At 70.1% G+C, this 20,749-nt stretch carries 28 protein-coding genes and 1 other RNA gene; 11 read left to right on the forward strand and 18 right to left on the reverse strand.

Features of this window, described 5'->3' with window-relative positions; translation table 11 throughout:
• Nucleotides 1-131 precede the first annotated feature (131 nt).
• The 4 genes from npdG to ABZS37_RS24450 form a co-directional block, all read right to left on the reverse strand.
• Nucleotides 132-830, reverse strand: coding sequence for an NADPH-dependent F420 reductase (gene npdG, locus ABZS37_RS24435; RefSeq protein ID WP_355172498.1), 699 nt, complete (start codon nucleotides 828-830; stop codon nucleotides 132-134).
• A 273-nt stretch (nucleotides 831-1,103) separates the two neighbouring features.
• Complete coding sequence (locus tag ABZS37_RS24440) at nucleotides 1,104-2,534, reverse strand: RNB domain-containing ribonuclease (protein ID WP_355172500.1); 1,431 nt, start codon at nucleotides 2,532-2,534, stop codon at nucleotides 1,104-1,106.
• Between the two features lie 241 nt (nucleotides 2,535-2,775).
• A complete protein-coding gene (locus ABZS37_RS24445) occupies nucleotides 2,776-3,603 on the reverse strand; it encodes a histone (protein ID WP_355172502.1) in 828 nt (275 codons plus the stop codon).
• Nucleotides 3,604-3,685: 82 nt separating this feature from the next.
• On the reverse strand, nucleotides 3,686-3,889 hold the full coding sequence (locus ABZS37_RS24450) for a hypothetical protein (protein ID WP_354996898.1): 204 nt from the start codon (nucleotides 3,887-3,889) through the stop codon (nucleotides 3,686-3,688).
• A 232-nt stretch (nucleotides 3,890-4,121) separates the two neighbouring features.
• Between ABZS37_RS24450 and ABZS37_RS24455 the strand changes: the two genes are divergently transcribed.
• Both ABZS37_RS24455 and ABZS37_RS24460 read left to right on the forward strand, forming a co-directional pair.
• Nucleotides 4,122-4,247 carry a hypothetical protein gene (locus tag ABZS37_RS24455; RefSeq protein WP_355172504.1) on the forward strand — a complete coding sequence of 42 codons (126 nt, stop codon included), beginning with the start codon at nucleotides 4,122-4,124 and terminating at the stop codon, nucleotides 4,245-4,247.
• Between the two features lie 60 nt (nucleotides 4,248-4,307).
• Nucleotides 4,308-4,805, forward strand: a complete 498-nt coding sequence (locus ABZS37_RS24460) for an NUDIX domain-containing protein (protein WP_355172506.1) — start codon at nucleotides 4,308-4,310, stop codon at nucleotides 4,803-4,805.
• A gap of 10 nt (nucleotides 4,806-4,815) precedes the next feature.
• Here the strand turns inward: ABZS37_RS24460 and ABZS37_RS24465 are convergent, their stop codons facing one another.
• The 3 genes from ABZS37_RS24465 to ABZS37_RS24475 are packed head-to-tail and all read right to left on the reverse strand — an operon-like array spanning nucleotide 4,816 to nucleotide 6,373.
• On the reverse strand, nucleotides 4,816-5,154 hold the full coding sequence (locus tag ABZS37_RS24465) for a hypothetical protein (protein WP_355172508.1): 339 nt from the start codon (nucleotides 5,152-5,154) through the stop codon (nucleotides 4,816-4,818).
• Nucleotides 5,148-5,480 carry a PadR family transcriptional regulator gene (locus tag ABZS37_RS24470; protein ID WP_355172510.1) on the reverse strand — a complete coding sequence of 111 codons (333 nt, stop codon included), beginning with the start codon at nucleotides 5,478-5,480 and terminating at the stop codon, nucleotides 5,148-5,150. Before ABZS37_RS24470 ends, ABZS37_RS24465 begins: the two co-directional genes overlap by 7 nt.
• A 20-nt stretch (nucleotides 5,481-5,500) precedes the next feature.
• On the reverse strand, nucleotides 5,501-6,373 hold the full coding sequence (locus ABZS37_RS24475) for an AraC family transcriptional regulator (protein WP_355172512.1): 873 nt from the start codon (nucleotides 6,371-6,373) through the stop codon (nucleotides 5,501-5,503).
• Between the two features lie 143 nt (nucleotides 6,374-6,516).
• On the opposite strand from ABZS37_RS24475, the gene ABZS37_RS24480 reads away from it, so the two are divergent.
• A complete protein-coding gene (locus tag ABZS37_RS24480; protein WP_355172514.1) occupies nucleotides 6,517-7,107 on the forward strand; it encodes a GrpB family protein in 591 nt (196 codons plus the stop codon).
• Nucleotides 7,108-7,194: 87 nt separating this feature from the next.
• Here the strand turns inward: ABZS37_RS24480 and ABZS37_RS24485 are convergent, their stop codons facing one another.
• Nucleotides 7,195-7,782, reverse strand: a complete 588-nt coding sequence (locus ABZS37_RS24485) for a GNAT family N-acetyltransferase (protein ID WP_355172516.1) — start codon at nucleotides 7,780-7,782, stop codon at nucleotides 7,195-7,197.
• Between the two features lie 66 nt (nucleotides 7,783-7,848).
• Here ABZS37_RS24485 and ABZS37_RS24490 point away from each other — a divergent pair, with 66 nt between their 5' ends.
• Both ABZS37_RS24490 and ABZS37_RS24495 read left to right on the forward strand, forming a co-directional pair.
• Nucleotides 7,849-8,097 carry a hypothetical protein gene (locus ABZS37_RS24490; protein ID WP_355172518.1) on the forward strand — a complete coding sequence of 83 codons (249 nt, stop codon included), beginning with the start codon at nucleotides 7,849-7,851 and terminating at the stop codon, nucleotides 8,095-8,097.
• An 11-nt stretch (nucleotides 8,098-8,108) separates the two neighbouring features.
• Nucleotides 8,109-8,732, forward strand: a complete 624-nt coding sequence (locus tag ABZS37_RS24495; RefSeq protein WP_355172520.1) for a transglutaminase-like domain-containing protein — start codon at nucleotides 8,109-8,111, stop codon at nucleotides 8,730-8,732.
• Here the strand turns inward: ABZS37_RS24495 and ABZS37_RS24500 are convergent.
• Complete coding sequence (locus ABZS37_RS24500; RefSeq protein WP_355172522.1) at nucleotides 8,719-9,672, reverse strand: redoxin domain-containing protein; 954 nt, start codon at nucleotides 9,670-9,672, stop codon at nucleotides 8,719-8,721. The two genes, ABZS37_RS24495 and ABZS37_RS24500, sit on opposite strands and share 14 nt — an antisense overlap.
• Nucleotides 9,673-10,899: an epoxide hydrolase family protein gene (locus ABZS37_RS24505; protein WP_355172524.1), complete on the reverse strand. Its 1,227-nt coding sequence runs from the start codon at nucleotides 10,897-10,899 to the stop codon at nucleotides 9,673-9,675.
• Nucleotides 10,900-11,148: 249 nt separating this feature from the next.
• Here ABZS37_RS24505 and ABZS37_RS24510 point away from each other — a divergent pair, with 249 nt between their 5' ends.
• Nucleotides 11,149-12,090, forward strand: a complete 942-nt coding sequence (locus ABZS37_RS24510) for an expansin EXLX1 family cellulose-binding protein (RefSeq protein ID WP_355172526.1) — start codon at nucleotides 11,149-11,151, stop codon at nucleotides 12,088-12,090.
• A gap of 29 nt (nucleotides 12,091-12,119) precedes the next feature.
• On the opposite strand, the gene ABZS37_RS24515 is transcribed toward ABZS37_RS24510, so the two are convergent.
• On the reverse strand, nucleotides 12,120-12,395 hold the full coding sequence (locus ABZS37_RS24515; RefSeq protein WP_355172528.1) for a hypothetical protein: 276 nt from the start codon (nucleotides 12,393-12,395) through the stop codon (nucleotides 12,120-12,122).
• A complete protein-coding gene (locus ABZS37_RS24520; protein WP_355172634.1) occupies nucleotides 12,392-12,667 on the reverse strand; it encodes a hypothetical protein in 276 nt (91 codons plus the stop codon). The genes ABZS37_RS24515 and ABZS37_RS24520 overlap by 4 nt, the downstream gene beginning before the upstream one ends.
• Nucleotides 12,668-13,086: 419 nt before the next feature.
• On the opposite strand from ABZS37_RS24520, the gene ABZS37_RS24525 reads away from it, so the two are divergent.
• A complete protein-coding gene (locus ABZS37_RS24525; RefSeq protein WP_355172530.1) occupies nucleotides 13,087-13,893 on the forward strand; it encodes a helix-turn-helix transcriptional regulator in 807 nt (268 codons plus the stop codon).
• Nucleotides 13,880-14,071, forward strand: a complete 192-nt coding sequence (locus ABZS37_RS24530; RefSeq protein WP_354996888.1) for a DUF397 domain-containing protein — start codon at nucleotides 13,880-13,882, stop codon at nucleotides 14,069-14,071. The genes ABZS37_RS24525 and ABZS37_RS24530 overlap by 14 nt, the downstream gene beginning before the upstream one ends.
• A 165-nt stretch (nucleotides 14,072-14,236) precedes the next feature.
• On the opposite strand, the gene ABZS37_RS24535 is transcribed toward ABZS37_RS24530, so the two are convergent.
• The 4 genes from ABZS37_RS24535 to rnpB all read right to left on the reverse strand — a co-directional run bounded on the left by ABZS37_RS24535 (nucleotide 14,237) and on the right by rnpB (nucleotide 16,161).
• Nucleotides 14,237-14,863: a dihydrofolate reductase family protein gene (locus ABZS37_RS24535; protein WP_355172532.1), complete on the reverse strand. Its 627-nt coding sequence runs from the start codon at nucleotides 14,861-14,863 to the stop codon at nucleotides 14,237-14,239.
• Entirely contained in the window at nucleotides 14,860-15,336 is a 477-nt protein-coding gene (locus tag ABZS37_RS24540) for an SRPBCC domain-containing protein (RefSeq protein WP_355172534.1), read from the reverse strand. The genes ABZS37_RS24535 and ABZS37_RS24540 overlap by 4 nt, the downstream gene beginning before the upstream one ends.
• Nucleotides 15,333-15,698, reverse strand: coding sequence for a metalloregulator ArsR/SmtB family transcription factor (locus tag ABZS37_RS24545; RefSeq protein ID WP_355172536.1), 366 nt, complete (start codon nucleotides 15,696-15,698; stop codon nucleotides 15,333-15,335). The genes ABZS37_RS24540 and ABZS37_RS24545 overlap by 4 nt, the downstream gene beginning before the upstream one ends.
• A 46-nt stretch (nucleotides 15,699-15,744) precedes the next feature.
• Nucleotides 15,745-16,161, reverse strand: an RNA gene (gene rnpB / locus ABZS37_RS24550) — RNase P RNA component class A.
• Nucleotides 16,162-16,287: 126 nt separating this feature from the next.
• Between rnpB and ABZS37_RS24555 the strand changes: the two genes are divergently transcribed.
• Nucleotides 16,288-17,049 carry a sulfite exporter TauE/SafE family protein gene (locus ABZS37_RS24555; RefSeq protein ID WP_355172538.1) on the forward strand — a complete coding sequence of 254 codons (762 nt, stop codon included), beginning with the start codon at nucleotides 16,288-16,290 and terminating at the stop codon, nucleotides 17,047-17,049.
• Between the two features lie 14 nt (nucleotides 17,050-17,063).
• Here the strand turns inward: ABZS37_RS24555 and ABZS37_RS24560 are convergent, their stop codons facing one another.
• Nucleotides 17,064-18,059, reverse strand: a complete 996-nt coding sequence (locus ABZS37_RS24560; protein WP_355172540.1) for an MFS transporter — start codon at nucleotides 18,057-18,059, stop codon at nucleotides 17,064-17,066.
• Nucleotides 18,060-18,113: 54 nt separating this feature from the next.
• Here ABZS37_RS24560 and ABZS37_RS24565 point away from each other — a divergent pair, with 54 nt between their 5' ends.
• Both ABZS37_RS24565 and ABZS37_RS24570 read left to right on the forward strand, forming a co-directional pair.
• A complete protein-coding gene (locus tag ABZS37_RS24565) occupies nucleotides 18,114-18,251 on the forward strand; it encodes a hypothetical protein (protein WP_355172542.1) in 138 nt (45 codons plus the stop codon).
• Between the two features lie 89 nt (nucleotides 18,252-18,340).
• The gene (locus ABZS37_RS24570) at nucleotides 18,341-18,799 is read left to right on the forward strand and encodes a MarR family transcriptional regulator (protein WP_355172544.1); all 459 of its coding nucleotides are present in this window, start codon (nucleotides 18,341-18,343) and stop codon (nucleotides 18,797-18,799) included.
• Between the two features lie 268 nt (nucleotides 18,800-19,067).
• On the opposite strand, the gene mctP is transcribed toward ABZS37_RS24570, so the two are convergent.
• Entirely contained in the window at nucleotides 19,068-20,717 is a 1,650-nt protein-coding gene (mctP, locus tag ABZS37_RS24575; protein ID WP_355172546.1) for a monocarboxylate uptake permease MctP, read from the reverse strand.
• Nucleotides 20,718-20,749: the final 32 nt, after the last annotated feature.

The raw sequence follows: 20,749 nt of genomic DNA on the forward strand, positions 1-20,749 counted from the left end.
CATCGGGTCGACCCAGCATCGGTCAGAGCACCAACGCAGGGCGCCGCGCTCGAAGGCCGACGAGCGTCGGGCCGACCCAGCATCGGGCCGACCCAGCACCGGTCAGCGCACTTGAAGGTCGGGTGAGCTGGTCACAGGTCAGTTACGCGGATGCCGGCGTGTGCCTTGTAGCGCTTGTTGATGGCGATCAGGTTGGCGGTGAACGCCTCGATCTGGTGGGCGTTGCGCAGCCGGCCGGCGTAGATGCCGCGCATCCCCGGGATCCGGGCGGCGAGCGCGCCGACCACGTCGACCAGCTCGCGTTCCTCGGTGCAGATCAGCACGTCCAGGTCGATCCGGTCGACTTCGGGGTCGGCCAGCAGCGGGGCACTGACGTGGTTGAACGCCGCGCAGACCCGGGATTCGGGCAGCAACGCAGCCGCCTGCTGCACGGCGCTGCCCTCGGCGACGGTCAGCGCGTACGGGCCCTGCTTGTCGAAGCCGAGCGGGTTGACACAGTCGACGACGATCCGCCCGGCGAGCGGCTCGGCGAGAGCGGCGACGGTGGCGGCGTGCCCGTCCCATGGCACCGCGATGATCACCACGTCGCTACGCCGGGCTACCTCATCGTTGGCCGCACCAGTGACGCTGACGTCGGCCGGCATCCTGGGTAGGGCGGCGATCTCGGCCGCGGACTCGACGGCCCGCCCAGCGGACCGAGAGCCGATCAGCACCGTCTGCCCGGCCCGCGCGAACCGGTAGGCGAGGCCCCGTCCCTGGTCGCCGGTGCCACCGATGATGCCGACCGTCAGCCCGGACACGTCGGGCAGCGTGCTCGCGTCGTATGCCATGGGTTCATCCTCGCAAACCGCCCGGTCCGACTGCAGCGCCGAGCGCTGTGACAATCCCCGCTGCCTCCAGGTAGCCCGCATCCCGCCCAGCGACGAGCCGCCAGCCCGAGGCAGCAGGCCAACGGGCAAGCCCGAGGCAGCGGCCAGTCCGCCCGAGGCAGTCGGCCCGCCGAGGCAGCAGGCCAACCCGAGACAACAGGCCAGCCCTAGGCAGCTGGCCAGCCCTAGGCAGCTGGCCAACCCGAGGCAGCGGGTTTGCGGCCGGCAGCCGGGTCAGGCCAGCTCGAACAGGACCGTGCGGGCGGTCGGGTCGGCGGTGACGAGTCGGACTCGGACCCGTTCGCCGAGCGGCAGTTGGCCGAGGCAGCGGCCGCGTACCGGCGGGGCGTCCAGCGCGACCGTGCCGCCGGGCGGTCGGGTGCGGGCTCGGCCGTTGGGCGGGGCGTCCACGTCGAGCACGGCCGCGTCGAAGGTCTCGCCCACCCGGTGCGCCAGCAACACCGCCTCGGCCAGCTCGACGGCACCTCGCGTGGCAGTCGAAGCGGTCCGGTCGGTGCTCGCCATTACCTCGGGCAGCCGGGGCAGCGCGGCGCGGGCCCAGTCGGGCACCGCCCGGCCCGTGTGCAGGGCCAGGCAGACCTCGGTGGCGTACCGGTCGGCCAGGCGCCGCAATGGCGCCGTGACGTGGGCGTACGCGGCTGCCACACCGCCGTGCTCCGGCTGCTCCGGCAGCGCCCCGTCGAAGGCGGTGTACGCGGCGCCGCGCATCAACTCGGCCGCCTGGTCGATGAACGCGGCGGCGCGCGGCTGGGCGGCGTCCAAACCGGCGATCACCTGACCCGGGCCTACATCGTCCGGCCAGTGCACGCCCAGCGGCGCGGCGGCGGCCCGCAGCCGCTGCACCGCCTCCGGTTTCGGCGCCGGCATGGTACGCAGCACGCCGACCCGGCCGGCCAGCATGATATCGGCGGCGGCCATCCCGGTCAGCAGGGAGATCTGGGCGTTGTGCTCTTCCATGGGCACCGGCGCACGAAGCACCAGCCGCCAACCGTCGCCGTCGGGCTCCAGATCCTGCTCGGGCAGCGGCAGGTTGATGGCACCGCGACGCAACCCTCGGGCGGTCAGCCGGTCGCCGATCTCGGGCAGTAGCGCGATCGGGTCGGGCAGTCGCCCACCGTCGGCTGCCGCCTGCACCCCGGAGTAGTCGAGTTTGGCCCGGCTGCGAACCAGGGCGCGTTCCAGCTCGACGGCCACGGTGGCACCGTCGGCGTCCAGGTCGATGGTCCAGATCACCGCGGCCCGGTCGTCGTCGGGCAGCAGACTGGCCGCACCCTCGCTGAGCGTCCGCGGGTGCAGCGGCACGTTTCCGTCGGGCAGGTAGATGGTCTGCCCTCGCCGCCAGGTCTCCGCCTCCAACGCGCCGCCCGGGCTGACGTGCGCGGCGACGTCGGCGATCGCGTACCGCACCCGGTAGCCGCCACCCGGACGGCGGGCGAGGTGCATCGCCTGGTCCAGGTCGCGGGAGGAGGCCGGGTCAACCGTGACGAACGGAACGTCGGTGCGGTCGACGGGCGGCTGCGGCGGTGCGGCAGTCGCCTCGTCGGCCTCGCGCTGAGCGTCAGCCGGGAAATCCTCGGACAGGCCGAGCTCGCGGCGCAGCGCGCCGAAGTCGATACGGGGCGCGAGTACGCGTCGAATGACCACGGGTCAATCCTGACAGCGCCGCGCGTGATCCGCTTCCGGTGACCGGCCCAAAAATGCGCCCGTTCCCAGCCGACGAGTCTCGCGAGCGCCCACTGAACGAACTGCGCCACACCGAACCGCCTCAAGCGCCGGAAGTACCGCCTCAGGCACGGCTGAACGAACCGGCTCAGGCACACCCGGACGAACCCCGTCACACCACCCGGCCGGGCGACCTGCACACAGCCGGCCGGGCCGCCTGCACTCAGCCGGTCGCCTTTCGAGCGGTGCTGCGCGTACCCCGGGGGGCAGTGGCCCGTGCGGCGGCCGGGCGTGCCGGCGACTTGCGGGCGGTCACCTTGCGGGCCGGAGCCTTGGCCGCGACGGTCTTCTTTGCCGGGGCCTTCTTCGCCGCCGCCTTACGCGCGGTGGTCGACGAGGTGCCTGTCGCCTTGGCGGCTGGGGCCTTCTTCGCCGGAGCCTTGCGGGCGCCGCCGCTGGGGCGGGTGGACACGGTCTTCTTCGCCGCCGTCTTCCTCGCCGGTGCCTTCTTGGCAGTCGTCTTCGTCGGGGCCGTCTTCTTGGCCGCTGTCTTCTTGACGGCGGACGCCTTGGTCGCGGTCTTGCGCGCCGGCGCCTTCGCCGCGGCAGTGGTCTTCTTCGCCGCCGAGGTGGTGGTCTTCCTCGCCGCGCTCACCGTCTTCTTCGCCGTACCGGTGGTCTTCTTCGCGGCGGCGGTTGTCTTCCTCGCCGCGGGCGCCGGGGTCCGCTTGGCGGCGGTGGTCGTCTTGCGGGTGGCGGTCGAGGTCTTCGCCGGCGCCTTCTTGGCCGCAGTGGACGCCTTGGTGGTGGCCTTGGTCGTGGCCTTCTTCGCGGGGGCCTTCTTGGCCGCCGTGGTGGTCTTCGTGGCCGGGGCGCGCCCCGCGCCGCCGGCTGCCTTCCTGGCCGGGGCCTTCGCCGCAGCCGCACTTGCGGTGGACTTGCGGACGGGGGTGGTCCGGCTCGCCGCCGTGTTCCGCTCCGCCGCGGCGGTCTTCTTCGCGGTGGTGCGTCGGGCGGCCGGGCGGGTGGTGGCCTGCTGTGTCTCGGCCATCGTGGTTCCCTCCTTGGGGACGTGCTCTCGCGTGCGTCCTCGCGGAGCACGAAATACCTCGGCGCGGGCCGTCCCGCGCCGCCTACTTGTCCTCCCCGGCCCAACGAGCGTCCTCGGCATCCCACGCCTCGTTCCGCTCCTGCACTCGTTGCAGGGCGTTCTCCGCGTCGGCCGCCGAGTCGTACGGGCCGAGGACGTGCTTCGCCGGGCACACGTTGGCGTCCGTCTCGACCCGGTGGTGCCGGGTGCACCAGTAGAACTGCCCACTACGTCCGCTGTCGCTCATGGGAATCACTGTGCACCGCGAACCGACCGGCCGCCACCGGATCGCACAAGTCGCCGACCCTCTCCACAGTAGAGCTGGTTATGGCGTCTCGGGCCGGAACACCGAAAGAAGCCCAGGTAGGGATACTTCACCCGCCGCTGGCCGTCGGCTGAGCGGCCAGTTCCGGACACTGTCGGTCCGTGCCGGGGCGTCGCTGTTCGCCCCCCATCCACCGACCGGACTGCGCCGCCGGATGCTCGCCGGCCGACCGTGGCAGGACCCCTCGGTGGTGCTCACCGAGACTCGCATGGAACGGATCGACGCTGAACTCGCCAAGGAGTACGAGGGCTTCCGCCGTACCGTCAGCTGGTCGGCCTGACGCCCGACGCGGGGTGGCGGGACGGCGCTGGCCAGTGGGGTCGCGGCCTATGATCGCCGGATGGCGACACCGGACTACATCGTGGGGATCCGCAAGCACGTCGGTCACGACCTGCTCTGGCTGCCCAGCGTCAGCGCCGTGGTCCGCAACGACGCCGGTGAGCTGTTGCTCGGCCAGCGCGCCGACGACGGGCGCTGGTCGGTGATCAGCGGATTCGTCGAGCCGGGCGAGCAGCCGGCCACCGCGCTGGTCCGCGAGGTGCGGGAGGAGACCGGTCTGGACGTCGCGCCGGTACGGCTGTCCAGTGCCGTCTCGCACCCGCACACCTACCCCAATGGGGACCGCTGCGAGTACCTCAACCTGGGCTTCCTGTGCAGGGTGGTGGCCGGCACCGCCCGGGTCAACGACGACGAGTCGCTGGCCGTGCGGTGGTTCCCATTGGACCGGCTGCCCGAGCTGGACAAGCACGCCCTGCTGGTCATCGCGTACGCGTTGCGCGAGAACCAGTTGACCGGGTACCTGGAGCCGGGCACGACCTGGGACGACGTACCCAGCTGAGCCGCATGGCTCAGACCGGGGTCGGGGTTGGCGCGAGGGCGACCGGCGCGGTGGGCGCCGACCGGGCCGCCCGAATGGTGTACGCGAGCGCGCAGACGAGCGGGGACAGCAGCAACGCGGCCGCGGTACGGCGGGCCCGCCGATGCATCATGCTGCGGTCGACGAGCGGGGCGCCGGCCCGACTGACGGCGAGGCTCACCGCGAAGCCGACCATCTTCGTCCGGCGGCCGCTCTCGGCGAGCACGTGCAACTCGGCGGCCCACTCCCGGCGCAGGTCGTCGCGGATGTCGACTGGCCAGCGGCGAGCGGCCATCTCCAGCAGCAGCTCGGCGGCCCGGCGGCTCACCATGCCGGCGCCCCGGGGGGCTCGGTGCCGCCCCACGAAGAGCGACCATCGGGGATGGCGGCGCGCAGCTCGGCGAGCGCGCTCCGGGCGTGGGCCACGCCTTCGGCGGTGAGCCGGTAGTAGCGGCGGGCCGGCCGCCCGGCCACGACGGGGTCGATCGCCTCCCAGTCGGCGGCCAGCCAGCCGGCCCCCCTCAGCCGGTGCAGCACCGGATAGAGGGTGCCGCTGGGTAGGCCGGTCAAACGCATCAGATCCAGCCCGTAGCGCTGCGCGTCAGGTTCGGCGAGCAGCGCCGCGAGCACCTTCGCGACCGGAATGGTCATCCGCATCCGGCAACTGTATCGGAACACTACATAGGGGTAGAGACCCGTTCGACGGGGATCCACAACTCGGCGTCCGCCGTGGTGCCGTCCGCGGACACCCGGACCCGGGAAATCTCCGGTCCCGGTCGGCTGCGGTACGGGTTGGACGGAAACCACTGGGTGAACACGTCGCGCCACAGGTACTGCACCGCCTGCGGGAACGCGCCGGAGGTGGTGAACACCGCCCACGTCCCGGCCTGCACCGGCAGCGCGTCCAGGTCCTCCGGCGGGGCTGCGCCGGTCACCACCCCGTGCCAGTAGTCCAGCTCGGTGCCCTCCTCCCGGCTGTCGGCGAGGTTGTCGCTGACGTTGACGATCCCGGCCGGCTCCTGATCGGAGAGCGCCTCGATCCGCCCGGTCGTCTCCTTGTCGATGCTCCGGATGAACGCGACGATCGCCGGGTTCATCCCCTCGTGCACCAGCGGGACCCGGGCCTTGCGCCCCACCAGCGTGAACACGTCCTTGCTGACGATTCGGTACTCCATGCTGCCGCTCCCTTCGACGGTGAGTCGGAAGGACATCCGAGGCTGGGCGCGCAGCGCTGCCCCCGTACGCCGAGCCTCTCCGGGCCCCACGCCGTGCACGGCGTGGAACGCCCGGGCGAACGCCTCGGCCGAGCTGTAGCCGTAGCGCACCGCGACGTCGAGCAACGTCCGCTCACCCGCCAGGACGTCCGCGCCGGCGACGGTGAGCCGACGCCGACGGATGTACTCCGACAGCGGGATGCCGGCCAGCGCGGAGAACAGCCGCCGGAAGTGGTACTCCGACGTCAGCGCGATCCGCGCCAGCTCAGCGACCTCGATCCGCTGGTCGAGGTGCCGCTCGATGTACGCCATGGCCTCGTTGAGCCGCTCCAGCACCCGGGCCTCCTTCCCTTTCGAGCAGTGACGCTAGGTGGCGGGGCCGGTGGCGCACCCGACATCCGGTGCCCGCAACGGTCGGGTGGGGCCGCACCGATCGTCCTGTCGTATCCTGGCGGACTTTGCTTCGTCGGGAGGTTGCCGTGGCCGAGTACCCGCAGGACGTCGTGCAGCGCTTCCACGGCACGCCCGAACAGGTCGACGCCGGCCTGCTGGGCGAGCCACCACAGACGTGGGAGTCCGTCGTCATCGAGGAGTACGACCCGGACTGGGCACAACGGTTCAGAGCCGTCCGCGCGTCGCTCTCCGACGCGTTGGGTGGCCAGATCATCGGTGTGGAACACGTCGGGTCCACCGCGGTGCCAGGGTTGGCGGCCAAGCCCATCATCGATGTCGACCTCATCATCGAGGACGCAGCGGAGGAGCCCACGTATCTCCCCGCCCTGGAAGGGCTCGGGTACCGACTCGTCCTCCGGGAGCCCTGGTGGCACGGGCACCGGATGCTTCTCAGCGCCGCCGAGGACGTCAACCTGCACGTCTGGCCGCAGGGTGCGCCGGAACCCGTCCGGCACCGGCTCTTCCGCGACTGGCTGCGCTCGCATCCGCAGGACCGGGAGCTTTACGCCGCGACCAAGCGGCGCCTCGCGCGCGACACCGCGGACCGGCCCCGCGACTACAGTCTGGCGAAGAACGACGTCATCGACGAGATCTACGAGCGCATCTTCGCCGCTTGATGGCCTCACGTCACCGGCAATCCGCGCAGATCTTGGACAGTTTCCGTTAGCTCGCCCTCCTAACGGGAGATGTCCAAGATCTGGCTCTCAGCGGGTCGACTGTTGCATGATCCAGGTGGGCACCGGCTCCGACAGGGAGCCCACCACCTCCCAGCCGGCCCGGCGGTACAGCTCGACGTTGCCCGGGTTGCTGGTCTCCAGGATCGCCGGCAGGCCATCGGCGGCGGCGCGGTCCAGCCCGGCCCTCATGACGGCGCGACCCCAACCACGTCCGGCGCTGTCGGGGTGCGTGCCCAGGACGCCGAGATACCAGAACGGGAACGTCGGCAGGGCGGCGTGCACAGTGTCGTCGTAGCCCTGCACCCGGGCCAGCACGTCGGCCGGATAAGGAGCTTCCTTCGGCGCCCCGTGCCCGGCAGCCGGCACGTCAGCCGGTTGCCGAGCCGGCGGCTCCCAGATGGCGACGGACGCACCGCCACCGATCGTCCAGATCGACGACCGGTGCACCCGCTTGTCGAAGAGGTGCCCGAAGAAGGCGGCGGCGTAGCGCGGGTAGGTCTCCTCGTCGGGGAACAGGTACCGCAGGACGGGATCCTTGACGAACGCGGCGACCAGCGAACCGACCACCGCATCGCGGTCGGCTGGGCTGGCGACGGTGATCTCAGGCGTTGTCACAGCAATCGACACTATCCGGGAATGGCGCCTTGACCCTGACACGGTGGCGGGCCGGAGACTGGTCCCATGGACCTCGATGACTACCGGAGACACTCCCCCTACAGCGACCCCGGTCGGCACGGCGGACTCCTCGACGCCGTGGCGACCGACATCCCCACCGTGGCGGCGACCGCGCGCAATGTGATCGTTCACTACCGGGCCGGCGGCGTCGAGCTGCCCGGCGACCGGCTGGACGAGGTGAACTGCCGCTGGGTGGACCGCATCCTCGACATCGACCAGTCCCGATTTCCCCTGCCCTCACGACCGGGCGTCTGACAGCCGAACGGGTGGCGGGCTGCTGCCGGGACCACACACTGCTGTCGGTCGCGATCCTCCGTCAGCACGGCATTCCCAGCCGCAGCCGGGTCGGCTTCGCCTCCTACTTCACCCCCGGCTGGCATCACGATCACGTACTGGTCGAGTACTGGGACGGCCACCGCTGGGTCTGGGCGGACCCGGAGCTCGACCCGGCTGGTGACTGGCAGTTCGACGGCTACGACCTCGACCCCGAGGCCGGGCTCTTTGACTCGGCAGCGCGGGTGTGGTCGGCCTACCGGGCCGGGACGATCGATCCCGACGTCTACGGCGTGGCCCCCGACCTGCCGGTCCACGGCGCCTGGTTCATCTACAACTACGTCCTGCACGAACTGGCCCATCGGCAGAAGGACGAACTGCTGCTGTGGGACAGTTTCGGCGCGATGACCGACGACCTCGCCGACGCCGACCTCACGCTCGCCGACGAGATCGCCGCGCTGCTGCTCCAGGCCGACGACGGCGACGAGGCCGCGGAGAAGGCGCTCGCTGACCGGTACGCCACCGACAACCGTCTGCGTCCCGGCGCTCGGGTACGCAGCTTCTCACCGGTCTCCGACACGGTGAGCAGTGTCGATCTGCGCGTCAGCCGAAGGTGAAGGCGTAGGCCTCGGCGCCGGGCTCGCCGAACGTGATCTCCAGGGTTCGCTCACGGACCGCGCCGTGCTGGCGTACGAGCTGGTAGAGGCGACCGTCCTGGAGTACGCCGATGCCGTCTTCGTCGACGTCGACCCCGTGTGACGGGCCCGGAGCGTCGCCGTCGAGGAGCACGCGGAACGGGATCGACTGTCGCGTCCCGGGAGCCAGCACGAGATGCGCGTCGCGTGCGTGGAACCGGACGGCGATGCTGCCGCCGGCCCGGTCGACCACGACGTTCTCCGCCCCGATCGTCCACTCACCCGCCAGGGCCCACTGGTTGAGGCCCAGGCGCTCCGGCACCTCGTAGGCGCGGCGTTCGTCGGGCGCGGCGCCGTTCGGCGACGCGAAGTGTTCGCCGCGACTGAAACCGAGGTACGTCTCCGGCGTACGCAGGTTGTCCCAGTCGGCCGCTGCCTCCGGGCCGAGACCCTCGACGGGAACGGGTTCGCGCTCGATGCCGAGCAACTGCTGGAGAACGCGCTCGGACTGCTCGTAGCGCCCCTCGCCGAAGTGCTCGTCGCGGATGACCCCGTCGGTGTCGACGAAGTAGAGCGCCGGCCAGTAGTGATTGTCGAAGGCGCCCCAGATCGCGTAGTCGTTGTCGACCGCGACCGGGTAGTCGATCGACCGCGCCGCGACCGCCCGTCTGACCCGCTCGACCTCGTGCTCGAACGAGAACTCCGGCGTGTGCACCCCGACGACGACGAGCCCATCGTCGCGGTAGGCCTGTGACCAGGCACGGACGTACGGCTCCTGACGCAGCCAGTTGATGCACGTCAGCGTCCAGAAGTTCACCAGGACGACGCGGCCACGCAGGTTGGTGGGGCCGAGTGGCTCGGTGTTGAGCCACTCGGCCGCCCCGTCGAGCGGAGGCAGGTGCGGCCGCCCGAACACGGCCATCTAGCGAAGCGACCGGAAGGCGGTGCGAAGCTCTTCGGAGAAAATCTTCGGCTGTTCCCAGGCCGCGAAGTGCCCGCCCATGTCGAGCTTGTTGTAGTAGATGAGGTTGGGGTACGCCTGCTCGGCCCAACTCTGCGGGGCCTCGTACAGTTCATCGGGAAAGACGCTCACCGCGACCGGGACGTTCACGCCCTTGGTGGCGAAGAACGAGAGCTTGTTCTCCGCATACAGACGAGACGCGGAAATCGCCGTGTTCGTCAGCCAGTAGAGCGAGATGTTGTCCAGGATGTCGTCGCGGGTGAGGCCTGCGTTGGCTCCGTCGAAGACCTGCGCGATCAGGGCCAGACTTTTCGCGTCATGGTCGAGCAGGAAGGCCGCCAGGCCGACCGGAGAATCCGCCAGCCCGGTCAGCGTCTGCGGACGCGTCGCCATCATGAGGGCATAGGCGACGTGCTTCCAGACGTAGTCCAACTCCGTGGCCGCACGCATCTCGTCGTCGGACAGACCGGATGGCAGCGAACCCATCGCGTTGTTCGCTCCAGTGGTGTCGCCCTGGAACAAGTTGTCGATCTCAGGTGGGACCGCACCCGCCATGTTGGTGTGAATGCCGAGCAGTTCCGGAGGCGCCTGCACACCCATCTGATCCACGACGACCGCACCCCAGTCGCCGCCCTGCGCGACGAACCGCGTGTAGCCGAGACGCCTCATCAGCTCGGTCCAGGCGGTCGCGATCTTTTCGGGGTTCCAGCCCGACGAGGTCGGCTTGCCCGAGAAGCCGTGGCCGGGCAGCGAGGGGATCACCAGGTGGAAGGCGTCCGACGCGCTCCCGCCGTGCGCCGTGGGATCGGTGAGCGGTTCAATGATCTTCATCTGCTCGATCACAGAGCCGGGCCACCCGTGCGTGACGATGAGTGGCAGCGCATCCTCGTGCTTCGAGCGGACGTGGATGAAGTGGATGTCCACGCCGTCGATGGCGGTCATGAACTGCGGTAGGGCGTTCAGCCGCGCCTCGACCTTGCGCCAGTCGTACTCGTTCTCCCAATAGCGGGCAACGGCCTGAATCGTCGCGAGTGGCACGCCCTGCGACTGGTCGTCAACGGTTTCCTTTTCCGGCCAGCGGGTGGCCCCGATGCGCCTCCGCAGGTCGTCAAGGTCCGCCTGAGGGATTTCGACAGTGAACGGCCGAATCTCCGTGGTGCCTGGACGTGCTGTGGTTTTGACAGCCATGCGTGCTTCCTCTCCGTCTGAGTTCGCGCCTCGCAAGGGGAATCATGGGGTGAAGACACCGCCGGGCCTTATGTGCCACCGTCGAAATGGGCACGCCGCCGCCATATCTCGGAGCCTAGAACGCCGCGCCCCGGGCCCGTGGCGATACGAGTAGTCGAGCAGACCATCTACCGCTGGTGGCCGTCCAAGGGGCGCGGTCCGCTCGACGGCTTTGCGCTTCCGCAGCATCGTGCGGCAACATCAGGCGCCGTGACGGCACCAGACACGGGCCCGGAGAACGACACCCCGGCCGGCGACAACGGCACGCCCCGGTCGAATCGGCGGGTCAGACACTGGTTGGCCGGTGCGGGGGTGACAGCCCTGGCGGCCGTACTCGGCATCACCCTCGCCGTACGTTCCGGTGCCACCCCGGCCTGCGCCGCGCCACCGACCGGAAACACCGTCCACAAGGGAAAGGCCAGCTTCTACGACGCGGGCCGCTCGGGCGGCAACTGCTCCTTCCCGAGCCCTGCGGCGGACCGGCTCTACGTGGCCCTCGGCTCATCCGAGTACTCCGGGGCGGCGGCCTGCGGCAGTTACCTGGACGTGAGCGGCCCGAAGGGCACGGTCCGGGTCCTGGTCATGGACCAGTGCGGCGGATGCCCACCCGGCAAGATCGACCTCTCGAACCAGGCGTTCGACCGAATCGCCGACCGGGCGCAGGGCGTGGTGCCGGTGACGTACCGGGCGGTGGTGAACCCACCGCTCGACGGAGGGCTCACCTTCCGGATGAAGGGGGGCGCCTCGCAGTGGTGGTTCGCGGTGCAGGTCGGCAACCACGGCAACCCGCTCCGCTCGGTCGAGGCGAAGGGGCCTGGCGGCGGCTTCCGCAAGGCGGCCCGCCAGAGCGACAACTACTGGACCGTCGAGGGCGGGCTCGGCCCCGGGCCCTACAGCATCAGAATCACCGACGTGTACGGGCACCAGGCGACCGCCACCGACATCCGGATGGTCACCAAGCAGCTCCAAGGCAGCACGGTCACCCTCGTCGACCCCGCCGCCGCCGTTACGCCCAGCGGTTCACCCTCGGCTCCGCCGACCCCCACGGCCAGTGCCGCCCCGCCGACGCCGACGCCGGCTGAGTCGATCGCGCCAACGACGACCGTCGAAGCGCTCGTCGGCGCCGCCCCGCTCGGCGGCTCCCACTGCTGACCCAGCCCTCGCTACGCGACGACGGAACCTCAGAGTCGAGGTGACCGGCGAGGCCAGCGGGCCAGGGACAACCGCCCGAGGAACCTGGCGTGCATCGCGGGCGAGCTCGGGCGCAGCCCCAGGCCGTACACGTCGTCGATTGCCTCGTGCATCGACGCGGCAAGATAGAACGCCAGCGCGATCGAATGGCCGTAAAACTCGGCAATGAGGTCAAGCTGAGCGGGGCTGCACGGCCAGGGCGCGGCGCAGTTGCGGCACAGCCACACCGGGCGCATCGGCAGGTGCGGGCGCGGGCGGGCGGTCATCCGACCCGCACCGGAACCCGACGGACGGGCCGACGCTTGGCGGGCTTCGGCAGTGCGGCGGGCAGTGCCTGCAACCGCACGCCCGCACGCATCACGAACAACTCTCGGCGCGCCACCGCGTCGCCTGCCGCGTTCAGCTCGTATCCCTCAATCCACACCCACCCGTCGTACGTGTGCCGCTCAGGCAGCTCGCGGATGACGCGCACGAAGATCGGGCGAAGGAACTGCACGCTTGCCGCGGTGGCCAGGTGGACCACGTCGCCAGCCTTCATCTCCCCGATCACTGCGACACCCACCGGTACGCGCGGGCGCGGTTCGCGCCCGGACGTCGGAAGGGCGGAACGATCGTCCTCGGCGGCCACGGGTCGTAAGAGGCAGTCGGCGTATCCGGGTTCGCGGGCGGCGGGCTCGCCGCCTTGGGCTTGGACTTCTCGGGCCTGTCGTCGGGCACAGTCTCCCCCTGGTGCCGTTGGGAAGGGACCGCTCCCGTGAGTGCTCGCCCGTCGGGAGCGGCCCCGCTACGAACGCGACCGCCGGGTCTCGTGCCCCTACCAGTCACGCCGCCTGGTGACACTCTGATGTGGAGACCACTACGCTCGGAAGGTGCCTCGGGCATCCGGGATGAGCTGGCAGAACAGGCTCCAGACGTGTGGCGCCTCGGGTAGTCGATCTTCAATTTGAGGAGCGTTGCATGGCTGACGTGCCAGGCCCGATGTCGGCGTTCATCGTTGGCGAGATCCGCCGCGCCCGAGGGGCTTCCGGCATGACGCAAGAGTCATTCGGCCGAGCTGCCGGCTTCAGTGCCTCGCACGTCAGCGCCGTAGAGGGCGGCACCCGAGCGCTGACGACTGACTTCATCAAGGGCGCCGATCGGGCACTGAACAACGGCGGACTATTCGAGCGCTTGGCGACGAAGTTCGGCGCACCGTCGTGGTTCCTGCCCTGGCTGGACGCGGAGCGCGGAGCGACACAGCTTCGCTACTTCGAGCCCAATCTGATCCCCGGCCTACTACAGGTGGAGCACTACGCCCGCACCGTCCTGCGAACAGTCGAAAGCCTCACCGATGACGAGGTTGAGCAGCGCGTGGAAGGGCGCATGAGCCGGCAAGCGATCCTGACTGGAGAGCGCCGGCCACAGTTTGTCGCCGTGCTGGACGAAGCCGCGATACGGCGCACGGGTGATGGTCTCGGCGGGATCATGGCCCAACAGGTCGCCCACCTGGTCACGATGGCCGAGCTTCCGCACGTTCACGTCCACGTCATCCCGATAGCCAGCGGCCTACACATCGGGCTGTCCGGGCCGCTCGCGCTGGCTCGGTCCAGCGAGGGCGTCTGGGTTGGACACCTCGAAAACCAGCTTGGCGGGGACGTCATCGACAAGAACGATGAGGTAGCTACGCTTCAGGCAAGGTGGGAGAGCGTCCGAAACGAGGCGCTCCCACGCCGGCAGTCCATCGACCTGCTGAAGGAAGTTGAGAGCCATCATGGACCTCAGTAACGCCCGGTGGCGTAAGTCCACCCGCAGCGGCGCAAGCGGTGGGAACTGCGTCGAGGTGGCGAGCAACATGCGCGGCGTTGTGGCCATCCGCGACTCGAAAGATGTAGCCGGTCCGGCATTGACCTTCGCCCCAACAACCTGGGCCGCGTTCGTCGCCCAGGTCCCCGAGCGGCCGTAACCGACGACAGCCGCGCGGAGGCGCCTGTCCCCCGTGCGGGCGGGGCGCGATGCGGTGGGCTGGCGTGGCCCCGTTCGCGCAACGCCAGCGTTATCCGTTACGCACATGCGTGTCGCTGCATCAGTCGATGGAGGCACTGGCCGGCCACATGTGTGAGCACGGTGACTAGACGAAGGCAGTGACGCCTTCGTATTCCGCCACGGGGGCGACGCCGACACGCTCGTACTCCAGCAGCAGCAGACCGTTCGCCGTTACCTCGTGGCGAACGAGTCGCAGACCGACGGGTGCGCTTGGGCGGTCGAGCAGCCGCCGCCCGGAACCAATCACGGTGGGAGCCACGACGAGTCGGAGTGTGTCGACGAGGCCGGCCGACAACAGGGCGTTTCCGAGTCGTGCACTCCCGTGGATCTGGAGTTCCCGTCCTGGCTGCTCCTTGAGCTTCCCGACGGTCTGGATCGGGTTGCCGTGGAGCACGGTCGACGGGTGCCAACTACCCTCCGTGAGGGTGTTGGTCACGACGTACTTCGGTAGTGAGTTCATCCGTTCGGTGAACGGGTCGTCCACGTCGGTGATCTGCGGCCAGTCGCGAGCGAACGCCTCGTAGGTCCGCCGCCCCAGCAGCAGACCGTCGGCGAGCCCCAGCCATTCAGAGGTGCGCTGGACAAAGAGCTTGTCCAGGTAGGGCACAAGCCAGCCGCCCCGGGTGAAGTCGTCGCTCGTATCCTCGGTCGGCGAGCCGGGACCCTGGCTGACCCCGTCGAGGGTTACGAACTCGGTAAGGGCGATCTTCATCGCGCGCCCTGGCTTTCGGTGACCCCGGCGAGTTGCTCGGTGACCGAGCTCCAGCCTTCCCCGAAGCCGAGTTCCTGGTGACGGGCGCGAGCAGCGGGATCACCATGGCGGACGATGATCCGGTAGTCCGTGCCATCCGGGTGATCGCTCAGGGTGATCTCGGCGGTCATGCGGACCGGGGCAGGGTCCGCGGGCCGCCAGGCGCTGTCGATCGCGTTCGTGAACACGATCCGCTCGAACTCGTCGACGACGAGGAAGGTCGCGTCGACGTGCGGGACGAACTCCACCCCGTCGTCGCTTAGTCGTGTCACGAGCGCGCCGCCGGGCCGGACGTCCAAGCGGTCGACGCGGCACAGGGTCGGAGCCGGGACCCACCACTTCTCGAAGCGGGACGGGTCGGTCCACGCGCTCCACAGGGCGGCACGGGGGGCGCGGATCACCCGCTCCAGGGTCAGATCCAGGTCGGGATTCACTGTCGGTTCTCCTCGGGGTCGGTGACGAGGTGTTCGAGGCGATCGGTGCGCTCTTCCCAGATGCGGCGCTGCTCCGCGAGCCAGTCATCGATGACGGCGAGGCCTTCACGGCTGAGCACACAGGTACGCACCCGACCGGACTTCGCCGTGCGGATCAGCCCACTGGACTCAAGCGTCCGTACGTGCTTCATGAACGAGGGAAGGGTCATCGGAAACTCGCTGGCGAGATCGCCGACGCTCGCCGGGCCGTGGCCGAGGCGCCGGATTACCCCGCGCCGGGTCGGGTCGGCGAGGGCGACGAACACATCGTCGAGCTGCGCCGAATACTGTGCCATGCGGCTAAGCATGGCTTGCAACGACACTTAGCGCAAGGGCAAAGTATTGGCGTCGCACCAAGCTGGTGGGCGACGGACGAGTCGACCTGTACGCCGGATTCTGTGCGCGGCGCGTACCCCGGAGGGTTTGCGCCGGCGGCGGCCATCCATCTCGGCCTGCCGTTGCCGGCAGGCTCCAGCGGCCTACCCGCAGACATCGGGCGGGCAGCCCTCAAGCGTCTGCGCCGGGTCGTCATCTTGCGGTGACGGCCCTTGCTTGGCCTTGCTCCGGGTGGGGTTTACCGAGCCACCCCGGTCACCCGGGGTGCTGGTGGGCTCTTACCCCACCGTTTCACCCTTACCGTCCCCGCATGGGGTCGGCGGTCTGTTTTCTGTGGCACTGTCCCGCGGGTCGCCCCGGGTTGCCGTTAACAACCACCCTGCCCTGTGGAGTCCGGACGTTCCTCGGCGGCGGGCCGAAGCCCGCCGACGCGGCCGCCCGGTCGACTCGTCCGTCGCGCTCCTATCCTAACGACGAGCGTGCTGCCGGTATTGCCGCCCCGCCTGAGCAAGATCGCGCAGCTCAAGGGCGGTCGGCGAATCCGCTCCGCGAGGCGACGGCTAGCCTCGTGGGGCTATGGATCTCTCCCACGCCGCGCTGCTGCTCGCCGCCGGTCTCGCCGCTGGCACGGTCAACGCGGTGGCCGGTGGTGGCTCGTTGATCACCTTCCCGGCGATGATCGCGGTCGGGTTGCCCCCGGTACCGGCGAACGTCAGCAACTCGGTCGCCGTGTTCCCCGGTTATCTGGCCAGCGTGGCGGGCAGCCGGGCGGACCTGCCGCGCCCCCGCGCGCTGGCCACGCTGGTGCCCACCACCATCGTCGGCACGATCCTCGGGGCGATGCTGCTGCTGGCCACCCCGGCCCGCGCGTTCGAGCTGGTCGTACCCTTTCTGGTCCTCGGCGCGACCGCGGTCCTGGCCTTCCAGGACCCGCTGCGCCGGTTGGTCGGCCACCCCCGGGACATGTCGCCGCGCCAGCGGACGATCGCGGTGCAGACGATGGTCGCGCTCGGCGCGGTGTACGGCGGGTACTTCGGCGCGGCGCTCGGGGTGATGCTGGTCGCCGGGCTGGCCCTGGTGCTGGACGCGACGCTGGCGCGGGTGAGCGCGATCAAGAATCTGCTTTCCGCGGTGGTGGGGTGCACGACGCTGGTGGTGTTCGCCCTGTTCGGCCCGGTGAACTGGACGGCCGTCGCGGTGGTCGCGCCGGCCACGCTGATCGGTGGGTACGCGGGCGCCCGGCTGGTCCGCCGGCTGCCGCCGGTGCTGCTCAAAACGGTGATCGTGGTGTTCGGCACGACGATCGGCCTCTACCTGCTCTGGCGTGCCCTGAGCTGACCCCGCAACGGCGATCAGTACGTCTCGCCGACCGGCTCGTGCTCGGTGCTGGAGGCGGCTCGGTTCCGGCGGGACCAGAGCACCCGCTCGCCGTATCCGGCGGCCATCAGGTGCGCGAAGGCCAGGTAGACCAGGACGCCGACGGCGAGCACCCCGAAGCCGACCCAGAACGGCAGCGACAGCGAGTGCTCAGCGAGCTTGCCGGAGATGATCGGTGCCGGCGCGGCGGCGCCCCACCGGACCAGGTTGAACGCACCGGTGGCGACCCGGCGGTCGCTGGAGCCGAGGCCGAGCGCCAGGTCGGTGAGGTTGGCGTTTGCCAGCCCCATGCACAGGCCGGAGAGCACCAGCACCACGAGCGCCTCGGCGGTGCTGGTGGAGGTGGCGAAGAGGACCATGCAGACCAGCAGCCCGGCGATGGCCACGCCGACGGTCTGCACGGCACCGATCCGGTGGGCCAGTCGGTGGCCGATCACCAGGATGCCGGCGGCCAGGCCGAGCCCCCAGCCGGTGAACGCCAGCCCGAGCGGGATGACGTCCAGGCCCAGGAAGAGTGGCGTGTAGCCGAGCACCACGAAGAACACGAAGTTGTACGTGCCGGTCACCACGCAGAGCGCGATGAACGCCGGCCGGCGATAGGTGGCGAAGATCTGGCCGACGCGTACCGGGGCCTGCCGATTGGTGGGCTCGCGGAGCTTGCGGGTGGCCACGCCGAGGGCGAGGACCATGAACACGCCGCAAACGAAGAACGGCAGCCGCCAGCTGATCCCGCCGAGCAGGCCGCCGATCAGCGGGCCGACGGCGAAGCCGAGACCAAGGGCGGTCTCGAAGAGGCCGACCACCCATTCCCGGTCGACGGCCAGGTTGACCAGCACCACCATGGCGGTGGCGAAGAACATCGCGTTGCCCAGCCCCCAGACGCCGCGCAGCACGGACAGCTGCACGATGTTGTTGCTGAACGAGGCGAGGATCGCGGCCAGGCCGACCACGGAGACGCCGGTGAGGAGCACCGGCTTGAACCGAACCGGCCGCTGGCCAGCGTCGCCGGGATCATGCCGAGGGCCATGACCGCGATGTACGCGGTGAAGAGCAGCTCGACCTGCCAGGCGGTGACCCCGATGGCGTCGCCGATGGCCGGCAGGATCGGGTCGACGACGGCGATGCCGGCGATGGCGAGGAAGGCCACCAGCGTGGTGGCGTAGATGGCACTGCGGTTCGGTTCGGAACGCCGATCCACTTCGACTCCCCAGTTAGCTGTATCATGCAGGCACTTATCCTGTATCGTACAGCTATGGACGACGACCAGGAGATCACCCTCGGCCGCATCGAGACCGAGGTGGCCCTGCTGATGCGCTTCGGCGAGGCCACCCGGCGGGCCACCGGCACCGCCGAGCACCGGGTGCTCGACCGGGCGGCGTACGTGATCCTGCGCCACCTGGACACCGCCGGCCCGCAGAACGTCTCCGCGCTCGCCGCCCGGCTCAACCTGGACGGCTCGACCGTGACCCGGCAGGTCTCCGCACTCCAGCGCGACGGCCTGATCACCCGCAACCCGGACCCGACCGACGGACGGGGCACGGTCATCTCCCCCACCGCCGCCGGCCTGCAACGGATGGCCGCGGTGCGGGCCGCGCGGACGCGGCTCTACGGCGAGATGCTCGGCGACTGGCCCGCCGATGACCGGGAGACCCTAGCGGTGCTGCTACACCGCCTCAACAAGGCCCTAGAGTCCCGCAACCGCCCCCGCTAACCACCCCACCCCACCCGCACCCGCGTCCCCACGCCCACGCCCGCGCCCCGCGCCCCCACCCGCGCCCCGCGTCCCGCGCCCCCACCCCCGTCGATCTAGGGCAAATCGCTGCTCGCGGAGATCAACTAGCGACTATCTGCCCTAGATCGACGGGGGCGGGGGGCGGGGCGGCGGGGCGGCGGCGGAGGGCGGGGGCGGGGGCGGCGGGGTGGGGGGCGGGGTGGCGGGGTGGGGACGCGGGTGGGGGCAGGGGTGGGGTGGGGTGGGGTCAGGCGACCGGTTCGCGGGCCGGGTCTGCGTTGCTCTCGGTGCCGGGGGTGACCCGGGGGTCGCCCTCGTCGGCGAAGTAATCGTCGGGCGTGGTGCCGTCGACGCCCTCGGCCACCTTCGCGGCCCGCAGCGCCAGCGTCACCAGCGCCGCGACGGCCAGGTTGACCACCACCGCCACGATGCCGACGTAGATCGTCCTGGTGGTGTCGAAGCCGAACTCCGACAGCGGGAACGCCGAGCCGCCGAAGTGCTTCCGGGTCGGGCTGGCCACCTGGTAGAGCATCCACATGCCCAGCCCCATACCGAAGGCCCAGCCGACGATCAGCCCGGTGCGGTGGAACCAGCGGGTGTAGAGGCCCAGCGCCACCGCCGGCAGGGTCTGCAGGATGATCACGCCACCGATCAGCTGAAGGTCGATGGAGAACTGCGGGTCGAGGAAGACGATGCAGGCCACGGCGCCGACCTTCACCACCAGCGAGGTGATCTTCGAGACGTTGGCCTCCTGGGCCGGGGAGGCGTCCCGCTTCAGGTACTCCTTGTAGATGTTGCGGGTGAACAGGTTCGCCGCCGCGATCGACATGATCGCCGCCGGCACCAGCGCGCCGATGCCGATCGCCGCGTACGCCACACCGGCGAACCAGTCCGGGAACTGCTGGTCGAAGAGCAGCGGCACGATGGTGTTGTTGTCCACGCTGCCGGCTGACGCCCCCGGCAGGGGCTTCACGCCCGCCGCGATGGCCATGTAACCCAACAGCGCGATCAGCCCGAGCAGCAGGCTGTACGCCGGCAGCGCCGACATGTTCCGCTTGATCACGTCGCGGTTCCGGCTGGCCAGCACACCGGTGATGCTGTGCGGGTAGAGGAAGAGCGCCAACGCCGACCCGAGCGCCAACGTGACGTACTGGAGCTGGTTGTTGCCGTTGAGCAGGATGCCGTCGTTCGGGTTGGGCGAGGCATCGAACTTCGCGTCCGCGGCGGCGAAGATGTCACCCCAGCCGCCCAGCTTGTACGGCAGGTAGATGATCGCCACCAGGATGACGATGTAGATCAGGATGTCCTTGACGAACGCGATCAGCGCCGGCGCGCGCAGCCCCGACTGGTACGTGTAGGCGGCCAGGATGGCGAACGCGATGATGATCGGCAGGTGCCGGGCCAGCGTGTTGTCGCCGGTGACCCCCATCGTCTTGAGCACCGCCTCGATGCCGACCAACTGCAACGCGATGTACGGCATGGTGGCGACGATGCCGGTGATCGCGATCAGCAGCGCCAGCACCGGCGAGTCGAACCGCTTGCGGACGAAGTCGGCCGGCGTGACGAACCCGTGCCGGTGCGACACCGACCAGAGCCGGACCAACACCAGGAAGACCAACGGATAGATGACGATGGTGTACGGCACGGCGAAGAACCCGGCCGCCCCGGCTCCGAACATCAGCGCCGGCACCGCCACGAAGGTGTACGCGGTGTAGAGGTCACCGCCAACCAGGAACCAGGTGATCCAGCCGCCGAAGCTGCGCCCGCCCAGCCCCCACTCGTCCAGGTGCGCCATGTCCTTCGGTGCCCGCCAGCGGGCGGCCACGAAGCCCATCCCGCTGACCAGGAGGAACAGCAGGGAGAAGACGATGATCTCGGTGAGATGGTCCCGCCACATCACTGCACCACCTTCGTTCGCGACTGCGGGGC

The sequence above is a fragment of the Micromonospora sp. NPDC005413 genome, assembly GCF_040606435.1.
Taxonomy (GTDB): domain Bacteria; phylum Actinomycetota; class Actinomycetes; order Mycobacteriales; family Micromonosporaceae; genus Micromonospora.